This is a genomic window from Arthrobacter sp. BB-1, from assembly GCF_006151685.1.
Taxonomy (GTDB): Bacteria; Actinomycetota; Actinomycetes; order Actinomycetales; family Micrococcaceae; genus Arthrobacter.
In genome coordinates this window covers 56,714-77,447 of record NZ_VDEV01000027.1, presented here as the reverse complement: position 1 = coordinate 77,447, position 20,734 = coordinate 56,714, and the positions used below count along the sequence as shown (strand labels likewise).

Genomic DNA, 20,734 nt, shown 5'->3' with positions numbered 1-20,734 from the left:
TTCCCGACTCAAGGCTGCGGTACTACTGGACCCAGTTCCAGCCGCACCCCCATGCGCCGCTGCCTTTCACGGACTACTGTGGGCTTTCATCCTCAAGGGCGGCGGCAGATACCGTCAAGAACCACCCAAGACTTCCTCAAATTTTCGGACCCGGCAGCTGGGTGCCCGGCTGGTGTCCGGGCGGACTACGTGCCGGACTGTTCCACCGGCAGTCCTGCGGCCTTCCACTCAGGGAAGCCCTCCTCGAGCCTTGCAGCGGGGCGCCCTTCGTCCGCGAGCAGCCGGACAGCCTCGTCCGCAAACATGCAGTACGGGCCCCGGCAGTAGGCAACGATTTCACCCCCTTGGGGAACCTCCCGCAGCCGGGACTTGACGTCGGAGAGGGGCAGGGACAGCGCGCCGGGGATATGTCCGGCGTCGTATTCCGGCCGTGGCCGCACGTCCAGCACCACCACGCCGCCCTGCCGCAGCCGCAGCAGCAGATCGTCGCGCGTGATCATGCTCAGGTCGGTGCGGTCGCCGACGTAGGCGCGGACCAGTTCGCCAAGCTCCCCGGCGTGCGCCTCGGCCGTCTCCCGGAGTGCCCGCCACAGCCGTTCCACTGCGGGGCTGGCAAGGGAGTAGTAGATCCGCGTCCCGGAGCGCCGCGAGGAGGCGAGGCCGGCGCGCAGCAGCCGCTGCAGGTGCTGGGATGTGTTGGCCGTACTCTGATGGATCTCCGCAGCGAGCTCCTCAACCGAGCGCTCACCCTGGCCGAGGACATCGATCAGCTGCGCCCTCCGGCCGTTCCCCAACGCCTTGGCGGCTTCTACGAGGACGTCGTAAAGCGCGTCCTTGTCCTGCTGGTCGCCCACCCGCTCCTCCTATTCAAGAGATCTCTTGACAATCCTACCGTCGCGGGGTTCTTATTCAAGTATCTACTTGAATAGAAAGGAAGTGGTGGCCATGTCCACCATCCAATCTCCACACCAGCAACAGTCCCGCCTCCGGACAGGAGCGGCACTCATGACATTCGCCGGGCTGGCATTCGTGGGGTACGCCTTGATCTTCCTGGTCATGAACTTCACGGACGCCTTCCTTGAGCTGGGCATCGGACCGGATCAGGTGGACAAGGGGAAGGCGGAGATCGAGGCATTCAGTCCGCAGCTGTACCACTACATAAGCCACCTGCACATCGCGGTCAGCGGCTTCATCGCGGCCACCGGCCTGGCTGTCGCGGGCCTGTCCTGGTACGGGGTGCGCCGGGGGGAGCGGTGGGCCTTCGCCACCGCGGTTGTCGTCCCAGTGGTTGGACTCGCTGTGGCCCTTCCCGCGCACTACCCGTGGGGCCTGGCAACGCTGGGGCACCTCGGCCTGATCTACCTCGCCGTCCTTATCTTCCTGGTGGGGGTAGCGGCAGCCTACAGCGGCATGCGGAGCCCTGCGGCAACACACCACTGACGTCGCCGGCAGGCGTGACCTCTGCCCCTCTGCCGGGAGCGGCTCACATGGAACGTACGACGGCGGCCGCGTGCCGCCGTCGTCCGTTCCAGCTTGTGCCGTGCGGCTGTTCAGGCGGTGGCGTGCATCTTCCCGGCCGGCATCCTGTCCGGCGCAGGTTCCGTGGCAGCCGCCTCAGGTGCACTCACGGCCTCGCCGGGTGAACCGGTCTTCGTTTCCGCCTCCATTGCCCCGGCCGGCATGTCTGGGGCTGCGGGGCGCTGGTGGCCGTTTGTTGTCACGCTCCCGCCCATGGTGCCGGTGGGCATCTCCACCGTTTGGGGGACAACGCCGGCGAAGGGCAGGTCCGCGCCCGTCTCCTCGGCCATGGCCGCAGCGCCGGTCACTCCCGTGGCCTCTTCGGTCAGGAAAGGCATGTTCTGCCACCTGTGCCACAGGGCGTTGTCCGTACCGCGGACAAAGACCTCCAGCCGGCCGTCGGCGTTGCTGCCCACGGCAATGTTGGAGGTGAGGACGCCGCCCAAGGAGTGCCAGCCGGACCATCCGCTGTTGGGTGCCGTCTGCCACATGTGCCACAGGGCGTTGTCCGTGCCCCGGACAAACACCTCAAGCCGGCCGGACGCATTCTTGCCTGCGGCAATATCGGAGGTGAGCAGGCCGCCCAGGGACTGCCAGCCGGACCATCCGCTGTTGGGTGCGGTCTGCCACTTGTGCCAGAGGGCGTTGTCGGTGCCCCGAACGAAGAGTTCCAGTCGTCCGTCGGCGTTGGTGCCCACCGTGATGTTGGAGGTGAGGACGCCGCCGAGGGACTGCCAGCCGGACCATCCACTGTTCGGGGCCGTCTGCCACATGTGCCACAGGGCGTTGTCCGTGCCGCGGGCAAAGATCTCCAGCCGGCCGTCCGCGTTTTTGCCCACCGCGATCTCCGAGGTGATCACCCCGCCCAGGGAGTGCCAGCCGGACCAGTTGCCGCTGGGCGCTGTCTGCCACTTGTGCCACACCGCGCCGTCGGTGCCCCGGGCGAAGACCTCCAGCCGGCCGTCCGCGTTGCGCCCCGCGGCCGCCGGCCCGGTGATCCCGCCGCCCAGGGAGTTCCAGCCGGACCAGCCGCTGTTCGGTGCTGTCTGCCACTTGTGCCAGAGGGCGTTGTCCGTGCCGCGGGCAAAGATCTCCAGCCGGCCGTCCAGGTTGCTTGCCGCCGCGATGTCCGTGGTGATCACCCCGCCCAGGGAGTTCCAGCCGGACCAGCTGCCGTTCGGAGTGTTCTGCCACTTGTGCCACACGGCGCCGTCGGTGCCCCGGGCAAAGGCTTCCAGCCGGCCGTCCCTGTTGTTGGCCACGGAGGCATCCGTGGTGATCACCCCGCCCAGGGAATCCCAGCCGGACCAGGCCTGCGGCGCCGCCGGGTAGAGCGCCCGGAAGCCGTCGAGGTCGTCCTGGGTGAGGGCCCGTTTGGTGAAGTTGGACGCCACGGTGGGTGCCATGACGGCGTTCGCCACGCTGGAGTGCGCAAGGCCCACAATGTGGCCGAACTCGTGCAGCGCCACCGTCTCGATATCGAAGGCGTTGGCTGCGGCGCCCACGCTCCACACGTGTTCACTGTCGTCAAAGTGGACCGGCTTGGGCAGGGTGTTGGTGACCACGCTGCAGCCGGGAGGGAAGTCGGCGTGGGCCAGGACGCCGCCCACCATCGAATGGTCCGGGTCCGCTGCCGGCCGCCATCCGATGCGGACGTCCGGGCTGGAACCCAGCGCCACCTCGGTGAAGGTCAGCCCGCCCACGGTCTGCCAGGTCTGGATGGCGCGGCGGATGGCGTCGAATTCTGCGTTGCCGGCAACATCGCCGGTCCCGGTGTCGAACGCGAACGTCAGGGTCCGGTCCGCCCACACGCGCAGGCGGTGGCGAAGGCGATTTCGCCGGCCCGCATGTCCGGAAGTCCGCAGCGCGGCCGCATCATTGCTTCGCGCGTAGCGTCGTCGAACACGCCGGTGACCGGCAGGTGGAAGAACTCCTGGAAATTTCGGAGCGCCCCTTCGGTGGGATCGTCCAGGACGCCGATTTCCCTGGGAGCGGATTCAGCCAGGTAGCCGAACCGTTCCAGGTACGTTTGCACCTTGCTGAAACCCGGGTTGCGTTCGCCCGGGGCGGTATTTTCGACGGCGGCAAGGTACGGTGCCGCAGGGTACAGCTCTTCAGTCACTTGGTTCTCCTTGATCAGTTCTGATGCTTCGCAGGATCTGCAGCGCGACGTCCTGTTGGGCGCCGGCGGGCAGATGGACGACGGCGGTGGCGCGCCCGGGGATGTTGGCCGCAACGGTGCGGATGCCCTCTTCCTCAAACAGGACGAAGTCCGCGATCTGGCTGCCCACGGCTTCCCGCCAATGCTGGTAGCCGGGCTTGTTTGCATAGCGGGTGAGCGGGTCAGCGAACGGGCTCGCATCGACGGTCAGGCGCATGCCGGCACCCTCCAGGACCGCAACGCCGCCCTCGATGCCGTGCTCATGTGAGGGTGCAAGCTGGTCCGGTACGTCCAGCACCAGACCTGCCACACGGAAGGAGTTCCACGGCTGCCCCATAAGACCGTCCTCACATGCGAGGGAACACAGGAATGAGTGGACCACCCGCAGCGTTACTGCACCGTTACTGCCTGGCTGGCTATTGACTGCAGGTGCCCTTCTGGCCACGATGATGTTCCCGTTGACATTCGAAAGGGCCTGCTATGAAAACCACGAAAGCACTGGGGGCGGCCGCCGCCGCCACCGCATCAGCACTGCTGCTTCTTGCTGCCGCCGGCCCGGCAGCAGCGGACCACACCCACGTCAAAGTCCTCGGCAACGGCGGGTGCGTGGTGATGGCGGAGGGTGCGGGGGAAGAAGCGGTGGACCTTCCCGCCGCAGTTTTCGAGCACAACCCCCACGTCGCAGACCTGCCGCAAACGGACGGCCGGACCCACCCCCTCCACGTGCTCGTGCACCAGGGCGTTCCCGGAGAGAACAACATGCTGTACGTCCTCGGAAGTGAAGCTGAGAAGGCAGCCTGCGGCGGGGTTTACGTCAACAGGTAACGGACTGGCCAGTGCCCCAAAGGTGAGGCGTACGACGGCGGCGCGCGTCGCCGTCGTACGCCTCACCTTTGGCTTCATGGAGCTTGCGTCCAGCCTGCGTTCAGCGCAGTTATGGAAACGTTATATATGCTTGCTTGGTGGTTTTTAGGTCAAGCAGCGGAAATTTGTCAGCACCCGGACGTAGCGCGGTACCCGGGACAAGCCTCGTCGCCGGGCGCAAGCATGCCCTGGACGGGCTCCGGACGGTTGCCGTGGCGGGGGTGTTTCTCTTCCACGCGGCAACTGCCCTGATGCCGGGCGGATCCATTGGGGTGGACGTCTTTTTCACGCTCAGCGGCTTCGTGATCACCCTCCTGATCATGAAGGAGTATCTGGCTGCCGGCCGCCTGCGGCTGGGGGTCTTCTACGCCAAGCGGCTGGCCAGGCTGTGGCCGGCGCTGCTGGCCCTGTGCGGCGTGATTGTCGTGGTGGGCGTGGCCTTCCCGGCGTCGAAATGGGCGGGACAGGAAGGATTTGTCCTGCCGGCAGCCGGGTATGTGATGAACCTGGCCCGCTTCGGGATGTTCGGCGACTCCATAGCCGGTGAAACGCTTGGCCCCACCTGGACCCTGGCCGTCGAGGAGCAGTTCTACCTGGTGTGGCCGCTGCTCCTGCTGATGCTGCTCCGGTACTGGAAGGTCCGCACCGTCACGTGGATCACCGGAGGGCTGGCCGCGGCGTTCCTCCTGGAGCGGTTTGTCCTGGTCCTGTTCGGGGCGCCGCTGAACCGCCTGTACAACGGGCCGGACATGCGGGCCGACGAGCTGCTGATCGGGTGTGCCCTGGCCCTCGCCTTCACCGCTGTCACCCCGGGCTCCCGGCTACACGCAACACTCCGGGCGGCGGCGCGCTGGGCCGGGCCGGCCGCCGGGTCTATCCTGCTGGCGGCCCTGTTCCTGCTGAAGGAACCGGACACCCCTGGCCTCTGGTTCAGCGCCTTCTGGACCGCCGGGCCCACGGTGCTGTCCCTGCTGGCGGCCGTGCTGATCGGATCGCTTGTGCTGCAGCCGGCCGGATTTCCCGCACGGGTCCTCAGCCATCCCTGGCTTGCCGGGCCCGGCCGCGACCTCTCGTATGCCTTCTACCTCTGGCACCTGCCCGTCTACCTGCTGCTGATGCCGCTGGTCCCCTCGCTGTGGCTGCTCGTGCCGCTGGCTGCAGCGGGGACCGCACTGCTGGCCTATGCCTCCCACCGCCTGGTGGAAACGCCCGTCCGCCGCTGGGCAAACACCAGGCTGGAGCCCGCCGTCGTGCGTTCCGCTCCGGAGGCGGCGCGAAAACCTGCGCCGGACCGCAGCCCTGAACTGGTGGCCGCCGGCCGCGGGTCCTAGCCGGCGGCGCCGGTGCGGGCGTCGATGTTGTTCTGCACGATGGTGGCGAGTGTACGGAGTACCTGCTCATCGGAGTCGCTGAACGCCCGGGGGTTGTGGTCAATGACGCACAGCGTTCCGATGTTCCAGCCGCGGGGTCCGTGCAGGGGATAACCGGCGTAGAAGCGGATAAAGGGCTCCCCGAGGACCAGGGGATTGGTGGCAAACCGGTTGTCGGTGAGGGTGTCGTTGACTACGAGCATCCTGTTCAGCCGGACGGTATGCGTACACAGCGCGATCTCCCGGGGTGTCTCCACGCTAAGGGGGCCGACCACGGACTTGAGGAACTGGGCGTTTTCAGCGATCAGGGACAAGGACGCGGCGCCAACGCCGAAATAGTCCTTGGCGGTTTCCACCACCCGGTCAAAGATGTCCACCGTCCCGGTGTGGAGCAGATTGGTCTCCCGAAGGGACTGTATCCGTTCCTCTTCTGCCCTTTCAGGCGTCAGGAGAAACCTGCCCGCGGCTCCCAGGGACGCCAGCGCATCCTCGCTGGTGCTTCCACTCCCGTGCTGGTGTCCCCGGCCCCGCTGCTGCGCAGGTGCGGGGACTGTGCCGGCGCTGTAGCCCTGTTCAAATTCGGGCAATGCCAGGGCGCCGTGAAGGTAGGCACGCAGCTCAAAATCGGAAAAGCGGGCGCCGCCAAAGTAGGCCGGCCAGATGTGCGCCGGGTCCAAACCGGCAACCATCATGGCAGCAAGCTCAAGCCGCCGCTCTGACTCGTCGCTCATGCTTTCCGCCGGGGCATGGGATGCGCATCCAGCCCATGCCTCTGTGCTGATTTACAAGCCATGCTAATCAGTCTACTTACTAATTCCGCATGCCCCTAAACCAGTGGAGGGTAATGTCCGCGCGTGCTGCCGCCCGGGAGCGCCGTTCCCAGAGCGGGGGCGTGGCAACCGCGCCGCCCGAAGGGCCGTGGGGAAGGTCAGGCTGCGGGCTCCTCTGCCGGTGCCAGCCGCACAGCCTGGTACTGCTCACTGCGGACCTGCGCCTCGTGGTGCTCAGCACACTGGACCTGGGCAATCAACGAACCGCCGACGTCGTCCTTCACATAGTGCGTCACGTGGTTGGTGTTCCTGCCGCACGTGACACACAGAGCCTGGTGCTGTTTAGTCCACATGCATGAATAATACGGCCGGGCCTGTTTCGCGCAAGTAAAAATCCCGAATCATGTGGAAATCCGCAGAGGGAGCGCGGGAACTTTTAATTAGCTGTTTACTTCCGGGGCACAGGTTATTAAAGTCAGTTCTTGTCATAGTCCAGATGGGCGCCGGGGGGCGTCTGGGAAGGGGTAGCGCATCACCACCACTGACCGTAGCCAGAAGACAATTGACCACTACGTTGAAAGCCCCTCCTAGGAGGGGCTTTCCCCTTGCCCGGACAGTCCGGCTGCGCCAGCTGATACTGCGGACCCCTTCAGAATTCGAACCGTGCAGCCGGAGCGCCGCTGGGCAGCGCCTTGAGGATGTTCTCGGCAACACTGCGGACCTTCAGGTTCCGCTGCCGGGACGCGCTGGCCAACTTGATGAACGCCTCGGGGTACGTGCAGCGGTTCTGCGCCATGATCACACCGCAGGCCACATCGATGGAGGTGCGGCTTTCCAGCACGGATTTCAGGTTGTCCCCGGCGGACCGGACGTTCCGCACCTCAAGGGCCAGCCGCATGCTGTGGGTTGCCACCCCGGCGAACCATTTCGCCTCCGCCAGGAGGTCTTCCGGGAACCCGGTGCCGGTCCGCCCCAGGAACACCAGGGCGCAGGACGTGCCGCCGGCCAGCCCCAGCGGAACCGCCACCGCGCGGCCATACCCGCTGGCCACCAGCCGCCGCCGGTACGCCCGCCACCGCACTGACGTGTCGCCGTCGACCGTCACCGCACCCGCGGTACTCAGTGCCTGCATCAGTGGACCGTCCCCGTACCGGTCCTCCGAAGCGGCCATTTCGGCGGCCGCGCTGCTGCTGCCGGCGGTGGCCAGCGTAGTCCCTCCGCGCGCCAGCACGGCGGCGCAGTCCATCCCGGACCCGGCCTGGCCGTTGACCGCATTCGCAGCGGCCTCGGTGAGCCGCTGGAGCGAGTCCAGTTCCGTCTCGGTCCCGGTGATCAGGTCCAACAGGAACCCGGGCCGGTCCTGGCGCCTGCCGTCAGTCGCCGGATGTGCTGCCACGCTTTGCCCCCGTCCAGTCCGGCCCGTGCCTCGCTGCGCGGGCTTTCCCTGAATCTAGCGGGACCGCCGGGGAAGGGCACGAGTAGCAGGTACTCTACTTTTCCTGCCCGGCGGAGGGACTACTTGCTTGGAGTACTGGGGTGCGTTGGCAGTCAGGGAAGAGCCGGTTATCCGGCGCTGGAGGTGCTGGCTTCCAGCCACTGCTGGAACGTTTGGCGTCCGACGGCGGCACCAGGCGCCGGGACCAGCGCACCGCTGCGCATGGCCTTGCCCATGCGGCCGGGCAGCACAGCCTCCAGGACCTTCTTGCGCTCGCCTGTCTTGGCGAGATAGGTGCGGACCAGGTCTGCGAGTTCCTCGGTCCGCGGCCCGCCAAGGTCGGTGATCCGTCCCCGGGGTCCTGCCTCCGCGGCGTCCACCAGGGCCTCGGCCACCTCGCGGGCAGCGATGGGTTGGGTGACCATTTTTGGAACGGCCACCAGCGGGCCCACAGATCCGATCTTCACCGTCAGCGGCACGAACTCGTGGAACTGGGTGGAGCGCAGCAGGGTCCACGGGATGCCGCCGTGCCGGACCTCGTCCTCCTGCACCAGCTTCCCCGCGTAGAGGCCGGACGTGGCGCCGTCGATGCCCACAATGGAGAGCGCCACGTGGTGCTGCACGCCCGCGTCCATTTCCGCTGCCAGCAGGTTTTGGGTGGCGTTGGTGAAGAAGTCCACGGCCTGCTTGGTGGAGGTGGTCTGGATGCCGGAGACGTCTATCACGGTGTCCATGCCCGCGAGGGCCCGGGCCAGGCCACGCCCGTTCACCAGGTCCACACCCTCGGCACGGCTCAGGCTCACAACGTCGTGGCCGCGCTCCTTCGCTACGGCTACAACGTGGCGTCCCACGGTACCGGTTCCCCCCGCGACGGCAATCCTCATAGAGAAATCCTACGTAAATACTGGAAGATGGTGTGCTTGGCGGTGCCGGTTTCCTGACACCGCCAAGCACTGAGACCTTCGGCCGTAACCGAGTTGGGGGCTTTGGCGCGCTGGGCCCAGATCCCAGCTGCTACTTTTGTACGCTTCAGGCCTTACGAGAGCCAGTGTGCACGGGCCACCTCAAGGATCGGCGAGGATCGGATCAAGAATTTCCAAATTGGCCTTGCGGCCGTCCCGGACCGGAAGGATATTGCCGGTTTCTGGTCAGAGGAGGCCCTCGCCGCCCGTCCCATCTCCTTTTCTGCAATATCTTGCGGTTTTGTGGTTTCTGGTGGATGGTGGCAGGAAGAAGGATGCCAATCAGCAATATCTTGCAGAAAGGGAACCATGGAAGACGTGGCCGCGATCGGCGAGATGATCCGGCGGGCCCGGAAGGAAGCCGGCATCACCCAAGGTACGCTGGCGGACCTGGCCGGTACCTCCGCCCGCACCATCCATGCCATTGAAACGGGGACGGGCAATCCGTCCCTGGGAACGGTGGCCGCCGCCGCCAACGCTGTGGGGCTCCGCCTCCGGGCCACCGATGACTGAGGACCTCCGGCGGCTCAAGTTCGTCCGCGGCGCCGACGTGTACAAGGCAGGCATCCTGGCCGGGCACTTGGCGCGCACGGACCGCGGCAGCGTGGCCTTTTCCTACGCCGAGCACTACCTCCGTGCCGGCGCGCGGCCCGTGGCAACAACGCTGCCGGTCACCGCCGATCCCGTGGAATCACCCAGCGGCGCGCTGCCGGCCTTCTTCTCCGGCCTCTTGCCGGAAGGCCACCGGCTCACCGTGCTCAAAGATGCCGTGAAGACGAGTCTGAGCGATGAGCTCAGCCTGCTCCTGGCTGTCGGCGCGGACGTGCCCGGAGATGTGCAGGTTGTCCCCGCCGGCGAACCCCTGGTGGAGCAGCAGCCGCTGGCGGATACCTCCCGGCCCGAAGACCTGGACTTCGCCTACCTGGCGGACGCGGTGGACCCGCACGGGCTGCCCGGGGTGCAGCACAAGGCCAGCGCCTCGATGATGACCACCCCGCTGGCGCTTGCCGGCCGGCGCTACCTGCTCAAGCTGGACCCTCCCCAGTACCCGCACCTTGTGGTGAACGAGGCCGCCCATCTCGCCGGGGCCAAGGCCCTCAAGATCCCCGTGGCCCAGCACAGCGTGGTCACTGACAGGAAGGGCCAGCCGGGACTCCTCGTGGAGCGGTTCGACCGCGCCCACGTTGACGGGCCGGTGCGCTTGGCGCTCGAGGACGGGGCGCAGGTCCTGAACCTCCCGCCGGCGTCGAAATACGCAGTCAGCTCGGAGGAACTGGTCCTGGCGCTGGCCGGGCTGTGCAAGGCCAAGGCCGTGGCGGCCAGGAACCTCTACCTTCAGTTCGCCTTCGCCTGGCTCACCGGCAACGGGGACCTCCACGCCAAGAACGCCGCCGTCCTTGCAGGCCGGAACGGCGGCTGGGCCGTTTCGCCGATCTATGACATCCCCTGCACGCTCCTCTATGGCGATGACACCATGGCGCTGCCCCTCGCCGGCAAGGTCAAGGGACTCAAAGCCAGGCACTGGCAGGAGTTCGCGGCCGCCATCGCACTGCCGCCGCGGGCCGCGGCAGCGGCCAACGTCATTGCCCTCAAAGCGGCCGAGGGCATTGACCTGGACGCCCTGCCCTTCACGGGATCGCCGCTCAACGGCGCCCGGCGGGAGCTCCGGTACCGCCGGGCCCAGCTGCTTCCCTGACCCGGCATTCCCCTCCCGCCGCGCGGCGGCCCCCTGGCGGTCGATTGACTTTCGATAGGTAGTAGCTGAAACTCGATACATGCAAATAACCCGCCTGGCCGTCCCTGCCCTGAGGATCGTGCTCGTTGCCGCCTTCCTCCTCCTGGTCCTGTTCCAGGTCATGTCCATCCCCGGCCAGTTCGCCCATATGGCGCAGGAGAATCCGGAGCGGGCGTCCCTGCAGTGGCCGCTGACCATCTTCTTCATCCTGGAAGTGGCGTGCGTCCAGGTGGTGATCGTGGGCACCTGGAAACTGCTGACCCTGGTCAAGCAGGACAGGATCTTCAGCCGCGGTGCCCTGGTGTGGGTGGATGCGATTGTGTGGGCCATTGCAAGCGGCTGGACGATGCTCGCTGCCCTCGCGGCCGTCGTGGTCCTCAACGCCGACGATCCCGGACTGCCGCTCCTGCTGCTCCTGGTCCTGGTGGCCGGCGCCGCCCTGGGCCTGGTGGTGGTAGTGCTGCGCGCCCTGCTGCGGCAGGCCGCGGACCTCCGCGCGGACATGGAAGCGGTGATTTGATGCCGATCGTGGTGCGCATCGACGTCGAACTGGCCAAGCGGAAAATGAGCGTGGGGGAGTTTGCCGAACGCGTGGGCCTCACGCCCGCCAACGTGGCGGTCCTGAAAAACGGCCGGGCCAAGGCCGTCCGCTTCAGCACGCTGGAGGCCATGTGCCGGGTTCTGGACTGCCAGCCGGGCGACCTGCTGGAGTTCGTGGCTGACTAGGCGGGCCTCACAAGGCCGCCACGAACCCTAGGATTCTGCCGCTTCCCGCCGCTAGTATCTGTGCAAAGGAAAAGTCAGCTTACTTACGGGTTGGTGGGGAATGGGCGACGCAGCAACCGCAGCCGTCTCATCGGTCATACGCCGGAACAACGTCACTGTTTCCGGCCGGGCGGACGGACCTGTGATGCTTTTCGCCCACGGATTTGGCTGCGACCAGGACATGTGGCGCAGGCTGCTGCCGCACTTCGCCGGCAGCTACCGGCTGGTGCTGTTTGACCACGTCGGCGCCGGCCGCTCCGACGCCAGTGCCTATGACCGCGCGAAGTACGGGTCCTTGGAAGGCTATGCGGCGGATCTCCTGGAAATCTGCGCCTCCCTTGACCTGGACGATGTCATCCTGGTTGCCCACAGCGTCAGTGCGATGATTGCGGTGATCGCGGCGGCGCAGGAACCGGAGCGCTTCTCGCGGCTGGTCCTCGTGGCGCCCTCTCCCCGCTACACCGATGACACTGCCAGCGGCTATGTTGGAGGCTTTTCGCGCGAGGACATCGAGGGCCTGCTGGTATCCCTGGACAGCAACTACTTCGCTTGGGCAGAGGCCCTGGCGCCGATGGCAATGGGGAATCCGGAGGACCCGGGCCTCGCGGAGGAACTGCACACCAGCCTCTGCCGGACCAACCCCTCCATCGCCCGGCACTTTGCCCGAGTCACTTTCCTCTCCGACACCCGGCACGTGCTGGAGAAAGTCCGCACGGAAAGCCTGGTCCTGCAATGCTCCGACGATCTCCTCGCCCCGCTGGAGGTAGGCGCGTACGTGCACCGGCAGTTGCGCGGAAGCGCCTTCGTCCAGCTGCAGGCGACGGGGCACTGTCCGCATGTCAGCGCGCCGGAGGCAACAGCCGCTGCTATCCAGCAGTATCTGGCTGCCGGACTGTGAGTGGCAGCCCCGGCCCGGACCCGGGCCACTTTGAAGCGCTGTTCCACCAGGCCCCCTGCGGCTACCTGGTAACGGACGACGACGGCCGCATCACAGCGGTCAACGACACCTTTGTGCGCTGGTCCGGCCACAGCCGTTCCTACCTGCTGGGGCAAAAGCTGCAGGCCTTCATGCCCGTGGGCGACCAGATCCTGTATTCAACCCACTGCATTCCACAGTTGGGCATCAACGGCGCTGTGTCCGAGGTAGCCGTTGAAATCATCGGTGCCGACGGGGGACGCCGCGCTGTCCTGCTCTCGGCATCCCGGTCGGCGGGCACCGGGGAGGAGCCCCGCAGCGTCCGGGTCATCATTTTCAGCGCGCACGAACGCCGGATGTACGAGCAGGAACTGGTGTCAGCCCTCCGTGCCGCGGAGGAATCCGAAGCCCGCAGGGCCCTGGCGGAAAAGGAACTGCACCGACTCGCCCTGCACGATGCGCTGACCGGCCTGCCCAACAGGACGGGGCTGAAGGCAAAGCTGGACGCGGTCCGGGCGAACCGTGCTCCAGGGAAGGACGTGTTGGCTGTCCTTTTCATAGACCTCGACCACTTCAAGGCTGTCAATGACAGCCTTGGGCACGCGGCCGGGGACGAACTGTTGATCGCTGTCACGCAGCGCTTGTTCCCGGCGGGCCAGGGGACACGCATCGTGGCCCGGCTCTCCGGAGACGAGTTTGTTGTGGTGGACACCTTCGCGGATCCGCAGGAGGCGACCTCGCTCGCCGCGGGGCTTCTGGACGTGCTGAAGGCCCCGATGAGGATCGAGGGCCTGGAGATTGTTACGTCAGCCAGCATCGGCGTGGCCATTGCCAGTGACGGGGACGAAACCATTGATGATCTTGTCCGCCGTGCAGACATCGCCATGTACCGGGCGAAGGAGCTGGGACGCGGCCGCTGGGAACTGCACCGGCCGGCGGATTCAGATCCCACCGTGGACCGGCTCCGCGCACTTGGCGAACTGCGGCACGGAATCAGCGACGGCGCACTCCGTGTTCACTACCAGCCCCGTGTGGACCTCCGCACCGGGCTGGCCAGCGGGGTGGAAGCGCTGGTCAGGTGGCAGCACCCGACGCGCGGCCTGCTGCCGCCGTCGGAATTCATCACCATGGCGGAGGAATCGGGCCTGGTGCTGCCACTTGGCGCTTGGGTCCTGGACGAAACCCTCAAACAGGCTGCCAGCTGGCGCAGTGAAGGTCGCTGCGGTGCGGAGCTCGAAGTTGCGGTCAACCTGTCAGCCCGCCAGCTGAACGATCCCGGCCTGGTGGCTACGGTGGACGACGCCCTTAGGCTGCGGAAGGTCGACCCCGCGGTGCTGCTCCTGGAAATCACCGAAACAGCATTGATGGCGGACCCCTCCGCTGCGCTCGAATCACTGACCGCCCTCAAGGACCTGGGGGTAGGCCTTGCCGTTGACGACTTCGGCACGGGCTACTCCAGCCTTACCTACCTGAAGAGATTCCCCATCGACGAGTTGAAGATCGACCGCTCCTTCATCAGCGGCCTGGACTCGGACAAAGGAGACGCCGCCATTGTGGGCAGCTGCATCGATCTGGCGCACGCGGTTGGCCTGCGGGCTGTTGCCGAAGGTGTGGAAACCGCCGGCCAACTGCGAACCCTCAAAGTGATGGGCTGCGACCTCGCCCAGGGCTTCCACTTTGCTCGCCCGCTTCCGGCCCCGCTCCTCAAGGAGTGGCTGGACGCACGCCCCTGCGGTTAACCCTTCCGGGGTCCAAAGACTCTGTGGGCGGGGGAGCCCCGGCCGGACACTGGGGGTATGGGAGCTGATGCGATGGTGCAGCTGGCGGACCTCCGGAAGAGCTTCGGGAAGACCACCGCGCTGGACGGCGTGAGCTTCACCATTGGCGAGGGCGAAGTTTTTGGCTACCTGGGGCCCAACGGAGCGGGGAAGACGACGACGATCCGCGTCCTGATGGGCCTGCTGCGGCCAAGCGCGGGGCGGGCAGAGATCCTGGGACGGGACGCGTGGCGGCAGTCCGTGGAGGTGCGCAAGCTGGTGGGGTATGTCCCCGGCGAACCGGCGCTCTATGACCGGCTCACCGGCCGGGACCACATTGCCTTCTGCTCCCACCTCCGCCGCCACGATGCCTCACCGCGCGCCGCTGACCTGGCCGCCGGGCTGGACCTGGACCTGGACCGCCCCGCCAAAACACTCTCACGCGGGAACCGGCAAAAGCTCGCCGTGGTGCTCGCCATGATGTCCGGCCCCCGGCTGCTGGTGCTCGACGAACCCACCAGCGGCATGGACCCGTTGGTGCAGCAGGTTTTCCATTCCCTCCTCCGCGAGCACACCGCGGGCGGCGGTTCCGTGCTGCTGTCCTCCCACGTGCTCGGCGAAGTGGAAAGGGTGGCGGACCGGATCGGCGTGGTGCGTGAAGGGCGCCTGGTTGCGGTGGAGCGCCTCCAGGAGCTCGCCGCCCGGTCCCTGCACAGGGTGCGTGCGAGTTTCGCCGAAGACATTGCCCACGCCGACTACGACGACCTCCCCGGGCTCCGGGACCTCGTGGTCAACAAACGGACCTTGACCTGCAATGCACCCCAGGCTTCCCTCGACGCCTTGCTGAAACGGGTCAGCGCCCGCCGGGTGGTGGACTTCGAGTGCGCGGAAGCGCCGCTTGAGGAAACCTTCCTTACCTATTACGGACCCCACCACGCGGGGAAGGAAGGCCTCGATGCTCACTAGTGTCCTGACCAAGACACTCCGGGACCAGCGGCGCGCGCTCTTGGGCTGGTGCATTTCGGTTGCGCTGCTCATCGCCATGTACGTGGCGTTCTGGCCAACGGTGCGGGACCAGCCCTCCATGAGCGACCTCCTGGACCAGATGCCCGAGGCGTTCAGGGCGCTGTTCGCCTCCTCCGGGGCGGACATGTCCACCCCCACCGGCTACGTCCAGGTGGAACTGCTCGCCTTTATGGGACCGGCCGCCGTCTTGACGTACGCCGTCAGCTCGGGCGCCGGGGCGATCGGCGGCGAGGAGGACCGCCACACCCTGGACCTGCTGCTCTCCAACCCGGTCAGCAGGAGCCGCGTGGTCCTGGACAAGTTCCTGGCCATGGCCGCGGGGACCTTCCTGATCGCCGCCGTCATGGGCGTGGGAATGGTGGCTGAAGGCAACCTCGTGGACCTCAACCTGCCTCCCGGCAAGGTGGCCGCCGCCATGCTGCACCTGGCCCTGCTGGGCGTGGTCTTTGGAACCCTGGCCCTGATGCTGTCCGCCGCGACGGGCCGGACCGGCCTCAGCAAGGGAGTACCCGCGCTGGTGGCCGTGGTGGCCTACATCGTCAACGGACTGGCCTCCTTGGTGGACTGGCTGGCGGACATCCAGGAGCTTTCGCCGTTTTACCAGTACATTGGGCACGATCCCTTACGGAACGGACTCGACGGCGGAAGCGTGGCAATTTCGGTTGCGACCGCCGTCGTACTCCTTGCGTTGGCCGTGCTGGGATTCCGGCGGCGCGACGTCGGCGCCTGAGTGGCGCCTGGCTGGGAGTGCAGCTACCCGTCTATTCGGATACAGCTGCGCTCGCCGGCCGTGGAAACCACGGAGTAAAGGGTGCGGCTGGCGGCCCTGGCCCGATGAATGGGCGCTGCGGGTGCCGTTGCCTTGGGACGCCTATGCGGCCATGAGCGCCGGCGAATGGGCGCGGCGGACGGTAGCGGCGTCTGTGCGAGGTGCCAGGACGCTGATGGTACAGGGGGCCTGGTCCGGATCGATCCGGGCCGGCAGGTGGTGTGTTGCGGAGGAGTCGTGGAGCATTTCCAGCGCTTCCCGGTCCACCCGGGCGTGGGAAATGTCCAGCTCCACGCCAAGGCCCTTCCGCAAGGAATTGGCGCGCTTGACTACTACATAAAGTGCGTTGACGCTGTGGACGGTGATATGCCCCTTTGCAATCACCTGGGCCCTGGCGTGGTCGAGATCTACACGGACAACAATGTTCAGCTTGGAATTCAAGTTGTAAAGCCTTCCCCGGCATTGGCTGCGACGCTGCAGCTTCTTGCTATGGCCCGTTTCTTAAGCCTCAATCAGAGTAGGGGCTGATTGTGATGCACGCAACATGGGGACATTTATTACATCGGTTAGGGTTTCCCTGTTGCCGGCAGCCTGGTGCTGTCCTGGAGCCCGGCGAGGCCCAGGGCCGCTTCCTTCAGGGCGCGCGGCAGGAACGGCTTGGTGACGTAGGCGGCGGCTCCGGACGCCATTCCGGAAAGGACGTCCTCTTCCTCGGACCTGGCCGTGAGGAACAGCAGCGGCGCCTGGCTCAGGTCCCGGAGCGTACGGGCAACGTCATGTCCGTCCATGTCCGGCAGGCCCAGGTCCAGGGTGATCAGTGACAGGGACGCGCCGGCAGCGGTGCACGCGGCAATGCCCTCGGCTCCGGTCTCTACCGCCAGCACATTAAACCCTGCACGGCCCAGGACGGCAGTAATCAATCCACGGATGTCCGGGTCATCTTCTATGACCAGGCAAACGTTCTGTTCTTCCACTTGGCCCCCCGGCTCTTGCAACTGCGAAAAGTCTAAAGCTGGAGTGCCCGTCAGGCGCAAAAAGAAGACATATTTCTTTCCAGGATCTGCAAGGCAAGTATCAGCCTCCGAGTCCCATCCCTTGCTCGGGCTGAGCGTCAGCCGATGATGGGCCGTTCTTCCGGCAGCCGGTAGAGGCGAGGCCGGGCCGCGAGGGCCAGCGCGGACGCCACGGCCACAGTCCCGATGCGGCCGGTGAACATGAGCGCCATGAGGACCCACTCCGCCGCCGGCGGAAGGTTGTAGGTGATGCCGGTGCTCATGCCCACCGTGGCGAAGGCGGAGATGGATTCGAAGAGGACCTTCTCCAGGCTGTAGTCGGTAAACATCAGCAGGAGCATGGTTCCGGTGACGACGGCGGCGATCCCCAGGAGTGCCACGGACAGGGCCTGGCGCTGGGAGGAGGAGCTGATGGAGCGGTGGGCGATGGTCACCTGGTCGCGGCCGCGGACTTCGTTCCAGATGGCGAAGCCGAGCACCAGGAACGTGGTGATCTTGATGCCGCCGGCGGTGCCGGCGCTGCCGCCGCCAATGAACATCAGGATGTTGGTGACCATGAGTGTTTCCGGTGCCGCAGCGCCGTAATCGATGCTGTTGAAGCCGGCAGTGCGGGGAAAGACGCTGCCGGCGAAGGAGCCCAGGATCTTGCCGGTGAGGGAGAGCGGGCCCAGGGTTTCGTTCCGGTTCCACTCGAAGGCCGCGAACAGTGCCATCCCGGCGGCCAGCAGCAGCAGCGTTCCGTAGATGGTCAGGCGGAGGTGGATGGTCCAGTTCTTCGGTGCGATTTCACCGCGGGTGATCTGGATGATGACCGGGAAGCCGAGCCCGCCGGCGATGATGGCCAGGCAGATGGGAGTGATGATCCAGGGGTCTTCGGCGAAGCCGATCAGGTTGCTGCTGTACACGGAGAACCCGGCGTTGTTGAACGCGGAGACGGCGTGGAAGATCCCGTGCCACAGGGCGGTCCCAAGGTTCTGGTCGTAGGCGATCCAGAACCGGACAGTCAGGATCAGCGCTGTTGCGGCTTCGAACGAGAGCATGATCTTCGCAACCCGCAGCAGCACCGCCCGGACGTCGCCGAGGTTCAGGGTGTGCGTCTCGGACTGGGCAACGAGCTGGCCGCGCAGGCCGATGTTCTTGCGGACCAGCAGCGCCAGCAGCGTTGCCAGGGTCATGATCCCGAACCCGCCCACCTGGATGAGGCCCAGGATGATGCCCTGCCCCAGCGGGGTCCAGAACGTTGCCGTGTCCACGGTGATGAGTCCGGTGACGCACACGGCCGAGACGGACGTGAAAGCGGCGGGCATAAAGGCATCGGAGCCGCCGTCCGTCCGGGCCGCCGGGAGCATCAGCAGCGCGGTGCCCAGCATGATGACCATCAGGAACGCCACCGGGACTGCCCTGACCGGGTGGGACATCAGCCGGCGGAGGAAGTTCTCCCTGCCGGTGCCCTTTCCGTTCTTGGCGTCGCGGAGCATCTTCTGGATTGCCGCGACGCTGGCGGTGTCCTGGCCGGGCTGGCCGGTCTTTGAGGTGTTCGACGGCGGCGGGCCGCTCCGGCGCAGGCTCATCCCACGTGGATGCCCGGGCGGCGGTCCGGGTCGGGTTCGTTCTCGCGGATGATTTCGCGGACCACCGGGGCAGTGTCGCCGCGGCCCAGGAGGAGGTAGCGCATCAGGTGGGCCAGGGGGTTTCCTTCGGACCACTCGAAGTAGGCGTGCGGCCGGACGCCCGTGCCGTCCCGCAGGGCCAGGAGGATCGCGGCGATGGCGTTGGGAGCGGCCGGGCTGTTGGCCCGCAGGATCCGGTGGCCGTCCACTTCCACGCCACGGACCTTCAGGATGTCGCTGAACTCGGAGGGATCGGTGATGTCGATCTCCAGGAAGATGACGTCCGCGGTGCCGGGCACGGGGTTGTTCTCCCGCTGCACCGCTTCCTTGTCCCTGTATTCGGCGCCGTTCCGGTCCTGCGGACGGTTGGCGATCAGGTTGATCCGGCCGTCGAATTCCAACGTGTCGCTGATGAAGCGGCGCGCGCCGTCGTCGAACTCTATTTTGTCCACGCGCAGCTCTGTGGTGCGGCTGATGCGGGAGACGAGGGAGACGGCAATGATGCCAAGGATGAAGAACGCGGAGATGGTGATGCCGTCCGGTTTCTCGATCACGTTGGCGGCCAGGGCGTAGAGCATCACCAGGGTGAGCACGGTGAAACCGATGGACGCGGCGCGCTGCTTCTTCCGGATGGCGGAGATGGTGACGGCGATGGCGCCGGAGACCATCATGGCCAGGATTCCGGTGGCGTAGGCGCCGGCCTGGGCGTTGACGTCCGCGTTGAAGCCGATGGTGATCAGGACGCTGATGGCCGTGTAGACCAGGACCACGGGGCGGACGGCGCGGGACCAGTCCGGGGCCATGCCGTAGGAGGGCAGGTAGCGCGGAACGATGTTGATCAGGCCGGCCATCGCGGAGGCGCCGGCGAACCAGAGGATGAGGATGCTGCTGATGTCATAGACGGAGCCGAAGCCGTTGCCGAGGTGTTCGTGGGCAAGGTATGCCAGGGCGCGGCCGTTGGCCTCGCCGCCGGCCTGGAACTGCTCCGCGGGGATCAGCACGGTGGTGACGAAACTGCTGCCGATCAGGTAGACGCTCATGATCATGGCGGCTGCGGTGAGGAGCTTGCGGGTGTTCCTGATCCGGCCGGCGAGCTTCTCCTCCGGAGTGGCGCCCTTGGAGGCGACCAGGGGCATCATGCTGACGCCGGTCTCGAAGCCTGACAGCCCCAGGACCAGCAGGGGGAAAGCCATCAGGGCCGGGCCGATGACCCCGCCCGGTCCGCCGCCGGAGGATGTCAGTGCATCGGTCCAGCCGTTCAGGGCGCCCGGGGTGGTGAAGATCTCGACCATGCCGGCCCCGATGATCACGGCGTTCATCAGCAGGAAGACCGCCACCAGCGGAATCGCCACGGCAACGGCTTCGGAGAAGCCCATCAGGAACACCCCGCCCAGGATCAGGAGCAGGACAACGGTGATGGTGACGGCCTGGCCCTCCAGGAAGCGGGGCAGGTACGGGTTTTCGAGCAGGTGCACGGTGGCATCGGCTGCTGAGAGGGTGATGGTGATGATCCAGGAGGTGGCCACGAAGCCGAGCAGGATCAGCACGAAGACCTTCCCGCGCCAGAACGGCAGGAGCCGCTCGAGCATGGCCACGGAACCCTGCCCGTGGGGGCTTTCCTTGGCCACCCGCCGGTACATCGGCAGCATTCCGAGCAGTGTCAGGGCCACGATCAGCAGGGTGGCGAGCGGGGACAGCGCACCAGCGGCCAGGGCGGCGATGCCTGGCAGGTAGGACAGGGTGGAGAAGTAGTCCACCCCGGTGAGGCACATAACCTTCCACCAGCTCTGCTGCGGGGCGTGGGCTTCTGCTGCTTCCGGCCCGACGGGCTGGTGCACCCGGTGTTCAAGGAGCCACCGGACAAACGCGCTGCCGGGTTCTATCTCGCGTTCAGGGTTGGGAACGGTGGCGGGAAGGGAGAACTGGGCGGGAGCCGTCAAGGGACGTGTCTTTCTATATTGCCTGTTGAGGGCATACCGGTCCCCGTTTCCAGGCGCGGCACTGTGCTGATAACCACCGGAGCGTAGCACCGGCCAGGCGCTGCCCAGCGGGCGATTCCGGGG

Annotated in this window: 23 protein-coding genes; 11 read left to right on the top strand and 12 right to left on the bottom strand. The window is 66.5% G+C overall.

Annotation, left to right across the window (positions count from 1 at the left end; all coding sequences use genetic code 11):
* Positions 1-185 precede the first annotated feature (185 nt).
* The gene (locus tag FHJ30_RS15355; RefSeq protein ID WP_139030131.1) at positions 186-854 is read right to left on the bottom strand and encodes a metalloregulator ArsR/SmtB family transcription factor; all 669 of its coding nucleotides are present in this window, start codon (positions 852-854) and stop codon (positions 186-188) included.
* Between the two features lie 91 nt (positions 855-945).
* Between FHJ30_RS15355 and FHJ30_RS15350 the strand changes: the two genes are divergently transcribed.
* Complete coding sequence (locus FHJ30_RS15350; protein ID WP_139030130.1) at positions 946-1,440, top strand: hypothetical protein; 495 nt, start codon at positions 946-948, stop codon at positions 1,438-1,440.
* Between the two features lie 110 nt (positions 1,441-1,550).
* On the opposite strand, the gene FHJ30_RS15345 is transcribed toward FHJ30_RS15350, so the two are convergent.
* The 3 genes from FHJ30_RS15345 to FHJ30_RS15340 are packed head-to-tail and all read right to left on the bottom strand — an operon-like array spanning position 1,551 to position 4,016.
* Complete coding sequence (locus FHJ30_RS15345; protein WP_240793720.1) at positions 1,551-3,329, bottom strand: matrixin family metalloprotease; 1,779 nt, start codon at positions 3,327-3,329, stop codon at positions 1,551-1,553.
* The gene (locus FHJ30_RS21725; protein ID WP_240793719.1) at positions 3,308-3,640 is read right to left on the bottom strand and encodes a peptidoglycan-binding domain-containing protein; all 333 of its coding nucleotides are present in this window, start codon (positions 3,638-3,640) and stop codon (positions 3,308-3,310) included. The genes FHJ30_RS15345 and FHJ30_RS21725 overlap by 22 nt, the downstream gene beginning before the upstream one ends.
* Entirely contained in the window at positions 3,633-4,016 is a 384-nt protein-coding gene (locus FHJ30_RS15340) for a hypothetical protein (RefSeq protein ID WP_139030129.1), read from the bottom strand. The genes FHJ30_RS21725 and FHJ30_RS15340 overlap by 8 nt, the downstream gene beginning before the upstream one ends.
* A gap of 143 nt (positions 4,017-4,159) precedes the next feature.
* On the opposite strand from FHJ30_RS15340, the gene FHJ30_RS15335 reads away from it, so the two are divergent.
* Both FHJ30_RS15335 and FHJ30_RS15330 read left to right on the top strand, forming a co-directional pair.
* A complete protein-coding gene (locus FHJ30_RS15335; protein ID WP_139030128.1) occupies positions 4,160-4,504 on the top strand; it encodes a hypothetical protein in 345 nt (114 codons plus the stop codon).
* Positions 4,505-4,668: 164 nt separating this feature from the next.
* Positions 4,669-5,874 (top strand): acyltransferase, encoded by a 1,206-nt coding sequence (locus tag FHJ30_RS15330; protein ID WP_139030127.1) that lies wholly within the window; start codon positions 4,669-4,671, stop codon positions 5,872-5,874.
* On the opposite strand, the gene FHJ30_RS15325 is transcribed toward FHJ30_RS15330, so the two are convergent.
* From FHJ30_RS15325 to FHJ30_RS15310, 4 genes are all read right to left on the bottom strand, one after another.
* Positions 5,871-6,644 carry a GAF domain-containing protein gene (locus FHJ30_RS15325; RefSeq protein WP_139030126.1) on the bottom strand — a complete coding sequence of 258 codons (774 nt, stop codon included), beginning with the start codon at positions 6,642-6,644 and terminating at the stop codon, positions 5,871-5,873. The two genes, FHJ30_RS15330 and FHJ30_RS15325, sit on opposite strands and share 4 nt — an antisense overlap.
* A 197-nt stretch (positions 6,645-6,841) precedes the next feature.
* On the bottom strand, positions 6,842-7,036 hold the full coding sequence (locus tag FHJ30_RS15320) for a hypothetical protein (protein WP_139030125.1): 195 nt from the start codon (positions 7,034-7,036) through the stop codon (positions 6,842-6,844).
* A 296-nt stretch (positions 7,037-7,332) separates the two neighbouring features.
* Complete coding sequence (locus tag FHJ30_RS15315; RefSeq protein WP_139030124.1) at positions 7,333-8,079, bottom strand: ANTAR domain-containing protein; 747 nt, start codon at positions 8,077-8,079, stop codon at positions 7,333-7,335.
* 167 nt (positions 8,080-8,246) lie between these two features.
* On the bottom strand, positions 8,247-9,002 hold the full coding sequence (locus FHJ30_RS15310; protein ID WP_139030123.1) for an SDR family oxidoreductase: 756 nt from the start codon (positions 9,000-9,002) through the stop codon (positions 8,247-8,249).
* Between the two features lie 387 nt (positions 9,003-9,389).
* Between FHJ30_RS15310 and FHJ30_RS15305 the strand changes: the two genes are divergently transcribed.
* The 8 genes from FHJ30_RS15305 (at position 9,390) to FHJ30_RS15270 (ending at position 16,009) form a co-directional block, all read left to right on the top strand.
* Positions 9,390-9,593, top strand: coding sequence for a helix-turn-helix transcriptional regulator (locus tag FHJ30_RS15305; RefSeq protein ID WP_139030122.1), 204 nt, complete (start codon positions 9,390-9,392; stop codon positions 9,591-9,593).
* Positions 9,586-10,776 carry a type II toxin-antitoxin system HipA family toxin gene (locus FHJ30_RS15300; RefSeq protein ID WP_139030121.1) on the top strand — a complete coding sequence of 397 codons (1,191 nt, stop codon included), beginning with the start codon at positions 9,586-9,588 and terminating at the stop codon, positions 10,774-10,776. The genes FHJ30_RS15305 and FHJ30_RS15300 overlap by 8 nt, the downstream gene beginning before the upstream one ends.
* Before the next feature lie 79 nt (positions 10,777-10,855).
* On the top strand, positions 10,856-11,335 hold the full coding sequence (locus tag FHJ30_RS15295) for a DUF2975 domain-containing protein (RefSeq protein WP_139030120.1): 480 nt from the start codon (positions 10,856-10,858) through the stop codon (positions 11,333-11,335).
* Complete coding sequence (locus FHJ30_RS15290) at positions 11,335-11,541, top strand: helix-turn-helix transcriptional regulator (RefSeq protein ID WP_139030119.1); 207 nt, start codon at positions 11,335-11,337, stop codon at positions 11,539-11,541. Before FHJ30_RS15295 ends, FHJ30_RS15290 begins: the two co-directional genes overlap by 1 nt.
* A gap of 100 nt (positions 11,542-11,641) precedes the next feature.
* The gene (locus FHJ30_RS15285) at positions 11,642-12,478 is read left to right on the top strand and encodes an alpha/beta fold hydrolase (protein WP_139030118.1); all 837 of its coding nucleotides are present in this window, start codon (positions 11,642-11,644) and stop codon (positions 12,476-12,478) included.
* Positions 12,475-14,235: an EAL domain-containing protein gene (locus FHJ30_RS15280; RefSeq protein ID WP_139030117.1), complete on the top strand. Its 1,761-nt coding sequence runs from the start codon at positions 12,475-12,477 to the stop codon at positions 14,233-14,235. The genes FHJ30_RS15285 and FHJ30_RS15280 overlap by 4 nt, the downstream gene beginning before the upstream one ends.
* Positions 14,236-14,292: 57 nt before the next feature.
* A complete protein-coding gene (locus tag FHJ30_RS15275; RefSeq protein ID WP_139030116.1) occupies positions 14,293-15,219 on the top strand; it encodes an ABC transporter ATP-binding protein in 927 nt (308 codons plus the stop codon).
* Positions 15,209-16,009: an ABC transporter permease subunit gene (locus tag FHJ30_RS15270; protein WP_139030115.1), complete on the top strand. Its 801-nt coding sequence runs from the start codon at positions 15,209-15,211 to the stop codon at positions 16,007-16,009. The genes FHJ30_RS15275 and FHJ30_RS15270 overlap by 11 nt, the downstream gene beginning before the upstream one ends.
* 141 nt (positions 16,010-16,150) lie before the next feature.
* Here the strand turns inward: FHJ30_RS15270 and FHJ30_RS15265 are convergent, their stop codons facing one another.
* From FHJ30_RS15265 to FHJ30_RS15250, 4 genes are all read right to left on the bottom strand, one after another.
* Entirely contained in the window at positions 16,151-16,489 is a 339-nt protein-coding gene (locus FHJ30_RS15265) for a hypothetical protein (protein ID WP_139030114.1), read from the bottom strand.
* Positions 16,490-16,614: 125 nt separating this feature from the next.
* On the bottom strand, positions 16,615-17,022 hold the full coding sequence (locus FHJ30_RS15260) for a response regulator transcription factor (RefSeq protein WP_139030113.1): 408 nt from the start codon (positions 17,020-17,022) through the stop codon (positions 16,615-16,617).
* Between the two features lie 137 nt (positions 17,023-17,159).
* Positions 17,160-18,632 (bottom strand): TrkH family potassium uptake protein, encoded by a 1,473-nt coding sequence (locus FHJ30_RS15255; RefSeq protein ID WP_306669387.1) that lies wholly within the window; start codon positions 18,630-18,632, stop codon positions 17,160-17,162.
* Positions 18,629-20,611 carry an APC family permease gene (locus FHJ30_RS15250; RefSeq protein ID WP_139030112.1) on the bottom strand — a complete coding sequence of 661 codons (1,983 nt, stop codon included), beginning with the start codon at positions 20,609-20,611 and terminating at the stop codon, positions 18,629-18,631. Before FHJ30_RS15250 ends, FHJ30_RS15255 begins: the two co-directional genes overlap by 4 nt.
* Positions 20,612-20,734: the final 123 nt, after the last annotated feature.

Coding starts and splice junctions, on each gene's coding strand:
- FHJ30_RS15290 (WP_139030119.1), top strand. CDS start 11,335: ATGCCGATCGTGGTGCGCATCGACGTCGAACTGGCCAAGCGGAAAATG.
- FHJ30_RS15325 (WP_139030126.1), bottom strand. CDS start 6,644: ATGAGCGACGAGTCAGAGCGGCGGCTTGAGCTTGCTGCCATGATGGTT.
- FHJ30_RS15335 (WP_139030128.1), top strand. CDS start 4,160: ATGAAAACCACGAAAGCACTGGGGGCGGCCGCCGCCGCCACCGCATCA.
- FHJ30_RS15270 (WP_139030115.1), top strand. CDS start 15,209: ATGCTCACTAGTGTCCTGACCAAGACACTCCGGGACCAGCGGCGCGCG.
- FHJ30_RS15340 (WP_139030129.1), bottom strand. CDS start 4,016: ATGGGGCAGCCGTGGAACTCCTTCCGTGTGGCAGGTCTGGTGCTGGAC.
- FHJ30_RS15255 (WP_306669387.1), bottom strand. CDS start 18,632: ATGAGCCTGCGCCGGAGCGGCCCGCCGCCGTCGAACACCTCAAAGACC.
- FHJ30_RS15300 (WP_139030121.1), top strand. CDS start 9,586: ATGACTGAGGACCTCCGGCGGCTCAAGTTCGTCCGCGGCGCCGACGTG.
- FHJ30_RS15310 (WP_139030123.1), bottom strand. CDS start 9,002: ATGAGGATTGCCGTCGCGGGGGGAACCGGTACCGTGGGACGCCACGTT.
- FHJ30_RS15350 (WP_139030130.1), top strand. CDS start 946: ATGTCCACCATCCAATCTCCACACCAGCAACAGTCCCGCCTCCGGACA.
- FHJ30_RS15305 (WP_139030122.1), top strand. CDS start 9,390: ATGGAAGACGTGGCCGCGATCGGCGAGATGATCCGGCGGGCCCGGAAG.
- FHJ30_RS15295 (WP_139030120.1), top strand. CDS start 10,856: ATGCAAATAACCCGCCTGGCCGTCCCTGCCCTGAGGATCGTGCTCGTT.
- FHJ30_RS15285 (WP_139030118.1), top strand. CDS start 11,642: ATGGGCGACGCAGCAACCGCAGCCGTCTCATCGGTCATACGCCGGAAC.
- FHJ30_RS15275 (WP_139030116.1), top strand. CDS start 14,293: ATGGGAGCTGATGCGATGGTGCAGCTGGCGGACCTCCGGAAGAGCTTC.
- FHJ30_RS15320 (WP_139030125.1), bottom strand. CDS start 7,036: ATGTGGACTAAACAGCACCAGGCTCTGTGTGTCACGTGCGGCAGGAAC.